The sequence below is a fragment of the Sphingobacterium faecale genome, from assembly GCF_016746095.1.
Lineage (GTDB): Bacteria > Bacteroidota > Bacteroidia > Sphingobacteriales > Sphingobacteriaceae > Sphingobacterium > Sphingobacterium faecale.
This window is the reverse complement of sequence record NZ_JAERTY010000022.1, coordinates 1-9,115: the sequence shown is the minus strand read 5'-3', so window position 1 is coordinate 9,115 and position 9,115 is coordinate 1. Positions and strand designations below refer to the sequence as shown.

Sequence of the window (9,115 nt, the reverse complement as noted above, 5' to 3'; positions counted from 1 at the left end):
CTTTCAGAAGTTCGTCGTTCTTCTTAGCAGGTTTTAGCCCCCGTCCTGTACTCATAATTCAACTTGTTGGTTAACGGCCCCAAAATACAAAACAAAAACCTGACAATCAAACTAATACGTAAAAAAAACTCATCAATGAACTGGATGTAGGTGCATGTTGTATTTGCCTTATGCTTTTCTGTGCAGCGCGACAGGCTTCTACCACAAGCAATTTATCTCCGCCAAAATCCCTCAACATCAGAACAACGAAACAGCGCATACGGTAGACAAGGGTAAAAAAGAAGAAGGCATACGGTAGACAAGACATAAAAAAGCCGCCTGGCACTATCGTACCAAGCGGCTATATCCTATGTAAAGAAAAGTCCCTACAGTTTCGCGATCTCTTCGACGGAAAGGCCGGTACCTTTGGCGCGTAAAAACAATATTTATTATTAACTTTGTTACAGCGGTAACTGTTACAGCCGTAACAAAACAATACGAGTAAGAGGCTGTTGAAGAAAAGTACGCACAGACCCTCCTGCCCTAGAAAACGGACAAGAAGTTATTCGATTTAGAAATTAAATCCTACATGCCTTCCTAGAAAAGAAGAGACTCATAAGAGTTTTTTCTCTTTACATCACATTAAGTTTTTCAACCAGTCGCTTTTCACGGTATAATATAATACCTAACTTTTTCAAATCCTTAATTAGCTCGCCAACTTCCTTTGTTTTGTCCAAAGTAATTCCTATTTCAACGTTATATAAGCTTTCGGTATCGGCAACTATAAAATGTTCCGATTTATTGCTGAGAAAAGTAACTAAATCCAATACTGTTCGAAGTGAGACTTGTGATTCAAGTGGTATCACATCCATTTCAATCTTTTTAGGGGTCTTATATTTTAAGACTAATATATCAGACTCCTCAAAAAACCTCTTGACATTATGCCCAATTGTTAGCTCAAACATATTCAATGCCATGTTTCTTAGTTCAACATGGTCTACATTCTTAGCATAAACCATTTCTACAGAATACCTAACCTTCTCATGCATAGACACCCTCTCTTCATATGTCAAGGCGTCTTCGTTTTTAAATAAAGCTGAATACTCCTTTTTGAAATCGTCACTGAATTTCATTCTTTTATTCAGATTATCCTTGTATAACAAAACAGTAAATGGATCATTATTATCGTACAATAATAGTTTTATCAGATCGATAACAGTTCTATTTTTGTATTCTGCTATATACAGGCTTGTATCTTTTAATGTCTCAGATTCTTTAACAGAATTTGTCAAATCATAAGGGAGTATCTTTACATTTAACAAAGGCCTTTTACCTGTTAAAGCCGTACTATTTAATTTGCCCAACATTACTTCTCCTTTTACAGTGGCAGATCGGTCCAGCAAACTATAGTTTTCAGACAAAACTGCCTCTATAACGTCCTCATTTATAGCAGTACCGTAAGTTGACGCTAAATAGGTCCCATCCTCGTTCAACCACACCCCTGTCGGATAGCCACGAACACCAAATTTATCAGACAATGTACTGTCAGCATATATTGTCGGGAATTTGATTTCAAATTTGCCTCCCTCTTGTTTATCATACACAGCTTTCACTTGATCATAAGTATCCTTTGTCACTGGTATAATTTCGATTCGGCCTGCATACTTTTGCCTCAAGCCATGTATCTTAGGCATCTGCAAAAGACAAGAAACACAGTAGCGATTCCAGAAATCCAAGATAATTAGCTTTCCCTTATACTTATCTAATGAAACACTATCTATAGTCCCATCGGCATGCATGAGGAGATGATTTTGTTTTAATTCCTTTAAATCTAAGCTTTGGGAAAAGCTAGCAATGTTGCCAGTAAACAATAAAGCCACAAACAATAGAAAACTTTTCATAATTTCTATTTTATAAGATCTGGGGTTAAATCAGTAACCACATCAGGGACAGGAAATACGTAACGTGGGTCATTTGGTTTTAATTCCAACTCCAAATCTCCAATTCTACGTTTCAGTGTCTTGGCATATACAGGGTCCAAATTAAGCCTTTTGAGATCCATCCAACGGAGGCCACGCCATACCAACTGCTTTCTTCGTTCACGCAATATTAGTTCAATTGCTTGTTCACGATCTGTAGTACCATGAGGAATATAAGTTGTCAGTCCATTCACCTTACGGTATCGAGTCTCTAAAAGCTTGTTAAGGTCCGACATTGCTAAATCAACTTTTCCCATGCGCGCATAGGACTCTGCCCTATTGAAATATAGCTCATCATTTGCTAGACCTGCGAAAACATATTGTGCACCATCGTAATTTCCAAAAAAACTATACCCCATATCATTAGCTTTTTTATAAAAAAGTTCTTTCCTCAAATCATTGCTATTATAACTATCAAAAAGAATCGAATCTATACGAGCATAACTAGAAAAAACCCTCATTGTACAATTGAAAATCACTTCAGCATTAAATCGCGGGAATGGGTAGTTAGCAGTTGTTGAATAGACATTATAATCCAATAAGTCTGCATTAGCCTCTAGTGCCAGGTTTGCGTAATGATTACTCTTTTCGAAGTCGGACATCCATAGATAAAGACGCGACAACAGCGCCCAACATGACCTTTTAGACGGTCTGGTTTTATAGAGAGGGTCTATCGGCAATAAATCCATGGCTTCCTCTAAATCGTTGATAATCCTAGTATAGCACTCTTCAACTGTTGAGAATTTAAGCTTTTCCGAAAAATCTGTTCCCATGCGCAGCGGGATTGCTGGACTATCATTATCTTTTGCCGGATCATATACTGGCGCAAACATATGTAACAGCATAGCGTAGAGATGTGAGCGATTGAAAAGCGCCATACCTTTTACCATCTTCCAGTCTATCTGATTTGCTGCATTTATCTCTATTTTTTCTAATCCAGACAATACCACATTACAGCTCAAGATAATCGCATATGGTTTACTCCATTCTTGCATATCTGTAGCTGGGTACGGATTGCTCGACCAGGAATAAACAGCTCTATGCATTTCCATTAAGTTGTTTACATACCGGTTATGGGGCACCCAAACATTATCGGAAGCCCACTCCGTAACAGCCGGATACAAAGGGCTGGAACCAAAACCACCTGCACCATTCATGCTCACATCACTATCCATCATCGCCATGTAATGGGCAAGTGTGGCAGGTACAGTCATGGATTCGTCTGGTTTTGCATCTAAGAAAGTCGTCTTACTACAGCTTGTAGCTGCCATACCCCATAAAACAATTAGGATATAGCTATATATCTTCTTTACATTCATCATGACTATTATATTGTAAAATTTAAACCTAAAGACCATTGTATCCCTCTTCTCAAGCTTTGATTGTAATATGGATCTATACCAGCCTTGTTGCGGAGCCATACCAATGGAATATCTTGGGCAAAGAGAAAGGCATTGACCTGTTGGATCGTATTTCTAAAAATTGGCAATTTAGGCACCATATAGTTGAGCCTAATATTCTCTAAGCGTACATGATCACCACGCAATACATTAACAGAAGCATACTGATATAATCGGTCTCGGGATGCGTCGAAGGGATATACCATAGATGGCACATCAGTTTGCATCTCGTCGCCTGGTTGTTGCCAGCGATCGGCATACTCGCCATGTCCATTCCAGGAGGAAAAGAGTGTTGCATAGCTTAACGATGGTCTTCTGAAATAATACCCACCTTTAAAACTAAACACAAACCTCAACTCTAAATCCTTATAGCTAATAACATTATTTAGAGACCCGTATACTGTAGGTTGTGCAGCCCCATGGTATTCCATCTCGTCCAGTAGCGTATTGGCATATATATTATTGTAATCCTTGCTCATTTCACCATTCAGCATACCCTGGGGACCACCATCAACCGGATCAAGTCCTATCCAAGGAAAGCTATACATAGCAAATACTGGCTTGTCCACTACCGGGTCTATGGTATTCCCAACACGTACCAAGTATGTATTCCCCTTTGTCCCCACCGGCATATAGTATTTCGTTACCTTTGGTTTACTATACCCGGCGATCACTGTAGTCGTCCATTTCCATGTACGATCCAATATTCTTGCTGTGAGTCTTAAGTCCATTCCTTTGGCGCGCATCTCACCGACATTCCCCCAAACCATACCTCTTCCTAGGGTCGGATCTATCGGTGCCTGCCCCATTACATCTTCTGATACTTTGTCAAAATACTCGAGAGATCCAGATAACCTATCACTGGCCGTTGCGAAATCTGCTCCTAAGTTCAATGTATTTACCTTTTCCCACCGCAAATCAGGATTGGCCATCTGTACTAATGATGCAGTAGGTAGTGGCGTAGTGTAAGCACTATTGGCAAGTTGTATCACTGGCAATGCAGAAGCATTTCGTGAGATATTCCCAGATTTACCGTAAGTGGCACGGAGTGAAAATACAGGCAACCAATCCATTTTATAAAACGGTTCGTCCGAAAGCTTCCAACGTAAACCAGAAGACCATAACGGCGTACCTTTTTGATTGGTATTAACACCAAAGAGATTGGCTTCATCCTTACGTAAACTCAATGTAGCGATATAGCGGTTGTTAAAACTATACGAGCCATTAAAGAACATCGAAAGGAAATTATCCGTAAACTTACCTATGCCTTTTCCCGTCGGTATACGTTGCCGCATAAATGAATTGTTATACAGCACATATTCCGTCATATAATCCACAGTTGGATTGATGCCGTAAAATTCTTCGCTATACCCATAAAGCCTGTCCATGGCTGTTTTATTTACATTGCTTCGTATCTCCCACCCAGCCATCAAAGAAAGATTATGACCAGTGCTCCACAGCTTACTATATTCTCCCTGTACTCGCCCCTGATGCACGCGACGCCTTCCTGTATTGGTGTCCCAGATACCACCCTGTGGCACGGGAAAGGTTAACTTCCCATTCGTACCCAGTTGCGCAAAAGAGTTTGTATATGCTCTGACATAATACGATTCGGCAGTACGTATACTAGACATTAACGAACTCTGATCTTCAAATTGATAGTGAAGCGAAAGGTTAAGATTTGCAATTGGGGTAAACTTAATCCCTGTGTTCAGTAGCAGATCGCCAACGTCGTTGCTTGCCTTCACTTTTTTAATCTCGTCAATTGGACTATACGACCAGTCCAAGCCTTTCGCTTGCTGCGCAGTGACGTAAGCCTCATTGTTGTCTAAGTACAGGTAAGCTGGCGAACCATCTTCATTTCGCAACTGGGCATATGGATAAATGCCTTTTCCTCCGCCTGTAGCAAAGGGAGCATACCCCTTTAAACCAAATCCACCATTAATTCCGTTAAACTGCGATGAGCTCGTGTAGGACAAGGAGTTATTCAACCATACATTCTTCACCATCTGTGTTTCAAGATTGACTCTAAGATTCAATCTTCTATCTCCCTGAGCGACCAATACATTTCGATTATGATCGTACCCTGCCGAGAAGATATAACGCGCCTTATCCGTCTGTTGTCCAATCTGTATTCCATATTGCTGTTTGAAACCGACCTGATACAAATCCCGTAGAATATCTTTGCGCACATCTTTATCTTTCAATAATGCAATTTGTCTTTCCACTTCCTCTTCGGTCAATAGATTATCCCTCTGCTTGCGTAATAGTTCTACCACAGGTGTGAAAGGTGGGTGGCCATTGTTCATACCATCAAAAAACTCATCGCCAGTATAATGCTCCTTTTCAAATAGCCATTTTTCCAATTGGATGTAATCCGAACTTGAGATTTGCGAGATATTACTGTAGCTAGGCTTTAGGGATAGCCCAATGACAGAATTCACCGAAATAGAAGGGTTTTTAGATTTCCCCTGCTTGGTCGTAATAACGATTACACCATTTCCTGCGCGTGCACCCCATATCGAAGCCGCAGCTGCATCCTTGAGCACGGTGACCGATTCGATATCATTAGGGTTGATATTGCCGATATCACCATCGTAGGGAAAGCCATCCAATACGATCAGGGGCTGCACATCAGCATAAATACTCGATCGCCCACGAATCAGGAATTTGTCAGGTGCATCTTCGTTTCTATCTACAAGTAGCCCTGGCACCTGTAGCTCAATTCGATCGATAATATTTCCACTGACCGTCTGGTTCAGCGCTTCATTGTTCACAAACTCAAAACTTCCCGTTGCCCGCTCTTTCGGTATCTTCTGATAGCCTGTAGATACCATCACCTCCACCTCATCTACTTCTGTTGAAAATGGTGTCAATTTAATATTTCCCATATCCACTCTTGCAGTAACTTTTATAGCGGTATACCCTAGAAACAACACTTCCAACTTTTTTCCATCGTGATCCATAGGCAGCTCAAAATACCCCCGCTCATCGGTGATAGTTTGGCGATTCGTTCGTTTACCTTCCCAATCCAGAACATAAATCGTTGCTCTAGACAATGGGGCACCTTTTTCGTTGACTACTCGGCCTCTTATAGCTTTTTGCTCCTCATCAGTATCTGCCAGCATAGGATCTTCAGCAGGGATCAGCACTAGGGATTTTCCAATCTCCCGAAATTCGACCGCGAAGGCCTTCTCCAGTTTCTCCAGTACCGACCCGAGTGTAGTCATTCCGCTCTGCCAACGAATGGTTTGCTTCATGGGCAGGCTACGGCTATTGTAGGCGAAATCTATCTGGGTCTGTTTGCTGATCAGCTTAAGGGTAGATTCTAAACTAAGTGTCTCCGCTTTCAACGCCACCCGCTGTCCGAAGTCTACTTGACCATGGCTTTCTGCACCATGAGCTACTAAGATCACGCATAGGAAGCAGTTAAATATAATTGTAGTCCATTTCATAACTGGCCACCAATAAGTTGCTATTGGTATAGTTTTTTTTACCATATTTGTGTGTTGTATTTTTTTACAATAAATAATCGTGTTTATTCACTTCTCACGGTTGTTTTGAAACTAGCCTTGCTAGACAAAACGGAAAGGGGAAATGCAGGTCAGAGCGCATTTTCCCTTTTTTCGTTGTACTTTTTATTTCTTCATGATATTATAATTTGGTCCTTGGATTGATTAATTATTCGGGGCATCCGGTACCGTAAAGGATCGAGACATCGCCTTCGGCCCTGACTTGGGCATTCGTCAGGAGACGGATCATTTCCAGCACTTCACCTGGCGATTCCTGATCAAACACAAGGCTTAAACGACAGTTGTAAAGTGCTGTACCTTCAATTTTTAACCTTTTACCATAACGCCTATAGTATTGCTGTACGATATCATCAAGGGGTACATCTTCAAAAGTCTGCCTTCCTGCATTCCAAGCGACATCGTGCTCCACTTTAACGTCTACGGATTTAACAAATTGATCTTGCTTCCTGGTATGGATTACCTTTTCGTTTGCTATTAGATCTACCTGACGACCGGTCTTTGTTTCTTCTACATGGACCTGCCCCGTGATCACTGTTACTTCGGCCTTAGATTGTCCGGAATAAGCATTGACGTTGAATGAAGTCCCCAACACGATGGTTTTGAGCTCTCCAGCATAGACTATAAAAGGCTTATCAGGATCTTTAGCGACATCGAAGAATCCCTCGCCATCTAAATGGACTTCACGTGTCCCACCGACAAACTGCTTCGGGTAACGTAGCGTACTCCCTGAATTAAGAACTATCTGCGTGCCATCGGAAAGAAGTACGGTATCCCGCTTAATAATAGGGACTGTATTTTCAACGAGATCATTGTTATGTCTCCCCCATTCTGTCAGCCAAAAATAGCCTCCTATGCTCAACGAAAGCAATAAAGTGGCTACGGCAGTATAACGGAACCAACCTGTATTAATACGATTTTTAGGCGTTTGCGCGCTTTCAGATTTCACCTGATCAAGCATCTTCCGCCAATCAACCTCCCCGTCTGGGACTGGATATCCGCGCTTATTCTCCCAAAGAGCATGCATATGGCGCTCCAGTATAGTACCCTCTAGATTCTGTAGCAAATCCAAGAGTTCCTCCAATTCCTCACCAGAACAACGGTTATGTATATATTTGTCAAAAAGCTCTTCTAAACGTAAATCATTCATGATGATAAAAAAGTAAAATATTAGTAATTGGTCACGCTTTGCTAGCGCTACTACACTAAAGACACCTGGAGAGTGCAGTTAGGACTAATGGAATGAGAAAAAAAATTAAATAAACATGAAGAAGGTAAGCAAAGCCGTGATACCGGCATGCCGCTCGAGATACTGACGGATATACTTGAGCGATACCACGAGGTGGTTCTTTACGGTATTGGGGGATAGATGAAGTTGCTCTGCAATCTCTTGGATACTCAGTCCTTCATAGCGACTGAGCTGGAATACAATACGCCGCTGGGGAGATAAGCTGGAGACGGCCTCGGCGAGTAGTTGTTCGTAATCACATTGTAGGAGATGTTCATCAACAGGGCTATGATGGTCAGAGATAAATTTTTTAAGCTCTGCCAAAGCTTCTTGATCGTGTCTGACCTTACGCAGGTAATTCAACGAACGGTTGCGGCAAAGTACGAAAATGTAATTGTCAATGTTACGAATGTTATGCAAGAGATCACGGCAGCTCCAGAGCTTTATAAAAACATCTTGCGTAATCTCTTCGGCTACAAATGAGTCCTTTACAATGGCAAGAATATATCCATAAACTTGTTTATTATAAACTGAAAAATAGTGATTGAAAGCAAGTTCATTGCCTAAATCAAAATGGTTCATCAATGCTAATTGGTTAATTTTTAAGGCAAGATAGCTAATTTTTTAAATAACACTCCCCCATCAAGTCAAGTTTGTCTTAAAAAGCTATCCGCTATTTACTAAAAAGCCGCCTGGCACTATCGTACCAAGCGGCTATATCCTATGTAAAGAAAAGTCCCTACAGTTTCGCGATCTCTTCGACGGAAAGGCCGGTACCTTTGGCGATATCCGCAATAGGTAAACCCATTTTCTTGAATTCCAAAGCGATAGCGATAGCTTCCTCCCGCTTGCCTTTTTCAATTCCAGTCTGAATTCCCTTTTCTATGCCCTTTTCTCTTTCCTGTCTTTTGATTGTTTCTATTACTCCCATTTGAATCGTGCCTCCTGTCACTTGATAAATGTATTGATCAAAGTTACTAGTAAAGAAAAGTCCCTACA

Annotated in this window: 6 protein-coding genes; all 6 read right to left on the bottom strand. The window is 41.1% G+C overall.

Annotated features, from left to right (window positions below; translation table 11 throughout):
* Window positions 1–611: 611 nt before the first annotated feature.
* Complete coding sequence (locus JKG61_RS22585; protein WP_202105277.1) at window positions 612–1,880, bottom strand: TlpA family protein disulfide reductase; 1,269 nt, start codon at window positions 1,878–1,880, stop codon at window positions 612–614.
* A 5-nt stretch (window positions 1,881–1,885) separates the two neighbouring features.
* The gene (locus tag JKG61_RS22580; RefSeq protein WP_202105276.1) at window positions 1,886–3,280 is read right to left on the bottom strand and encodes a RagB/SusD family nutrient uptake outer membrane protein; all 1,395 of its coding nucleotides are present in this window, start codon (window positions 3,278–3,280) and stop codon (window positions 1,886–1,888) included.
* 5 nt (window positions 3,281–3,285) lie between these two features.
* Window positions 3,286–6,813, bottom strand: a complete 3,528-nt coding sequence (locus JKG61_RS22575) for a SusC/RagA family TonB-linked outer membrane protein (RefSeq protein ID WP_202105275.1) — start codon at window positions 6,811–6,813, stop codon at window positions 3,286–3,288.
* A 226-nt stretch (window positions 6,814–7,039) separates the two neighbouring features.
* Window positions 7,040–8,038, bottom strand: coding sequence for a FecR family protein (locus JKG61_RS22570; protein WP_202105274.1), 999 nt, complete (start codon window positions 8,036–8,038; stop codon window positions 7,040–7,042).
* A 105-nt stretch (window positions 8,039–8,143) separates the two neighbouring features.
* Window positions 8,144–8,698, bottom strand: a complete 555-nt coding sequence (locus JKG61_RS22565) for an RNA polymerase sigma-70 factor (protein WP_202105273.1) — start codon at window positions 8,696–8,698, stop codon at window positions 8,144–8,146.
* Window positions 8,699–8,855: 157 nt separating this feature from the next.
* The gene (locus JKG61_RS22560) at window positions 8,856–9,047 is read right to left on the bottom strand and encodes an RpnC/YadD family protein (protein ID WP_202105272.1); all 192 of its coding nucleotides are present in this window, start codon (window positions 9,045–9,047) and stop codon (window positions 8,856–8,858) included.
* Window positions 9,048–9,115 lie beyond the last annotated feature (68 nt).

What these genes read in the sequence shown, in the direction of transcription:
- JKG61_RS22585 (WP_202105277.1), bottom strand. Translation starts at nt 1,880, where the DNA reads ATGAAAAGTTTTCTATTGTTTGTGGCTTTATTGTTTACTGGCAACATT.
- JKG61_RS22580 (WP_202105276.1), bottom strand. Translation starts at nt 3,280, where the DNA reads ATGATGAATGTAAAGAAGATATATAGCTATATCCTAATTGTTTTATGG.
- JKG61_RS22575 (WP_202105275.1), bottom strand. Translation starts at nt 6,813, where the DNA reads ATGAAATGGACTACAATTATATTTAACTGCTTCCTATGCGTGATCTTA.
- JKG61_RS22570 (WP_202105274.1), bottom strand. Translation starts at nt 8,038, where the DNA reads ATGAATGATTTACGTTTAGAAGAGCTTTTTGACAAATATATACATAAC.
- JKG61_RS22565 (WP_202105273.1), bottom strand. Translation starts at nt 8,698, where the DNA reads ATGAACCATTTTGATTTAGGCAATGAACTTGCTTTCAATCACTATTTT.
- JKG61_RS22560 (WP_202105272.1), bottom strand. Translation starts at nt 9,047, where the DNA reads ATGGGAGTAATAGAAACAATCAAAAGACAGGAAAGAGAAAAGGGCATA.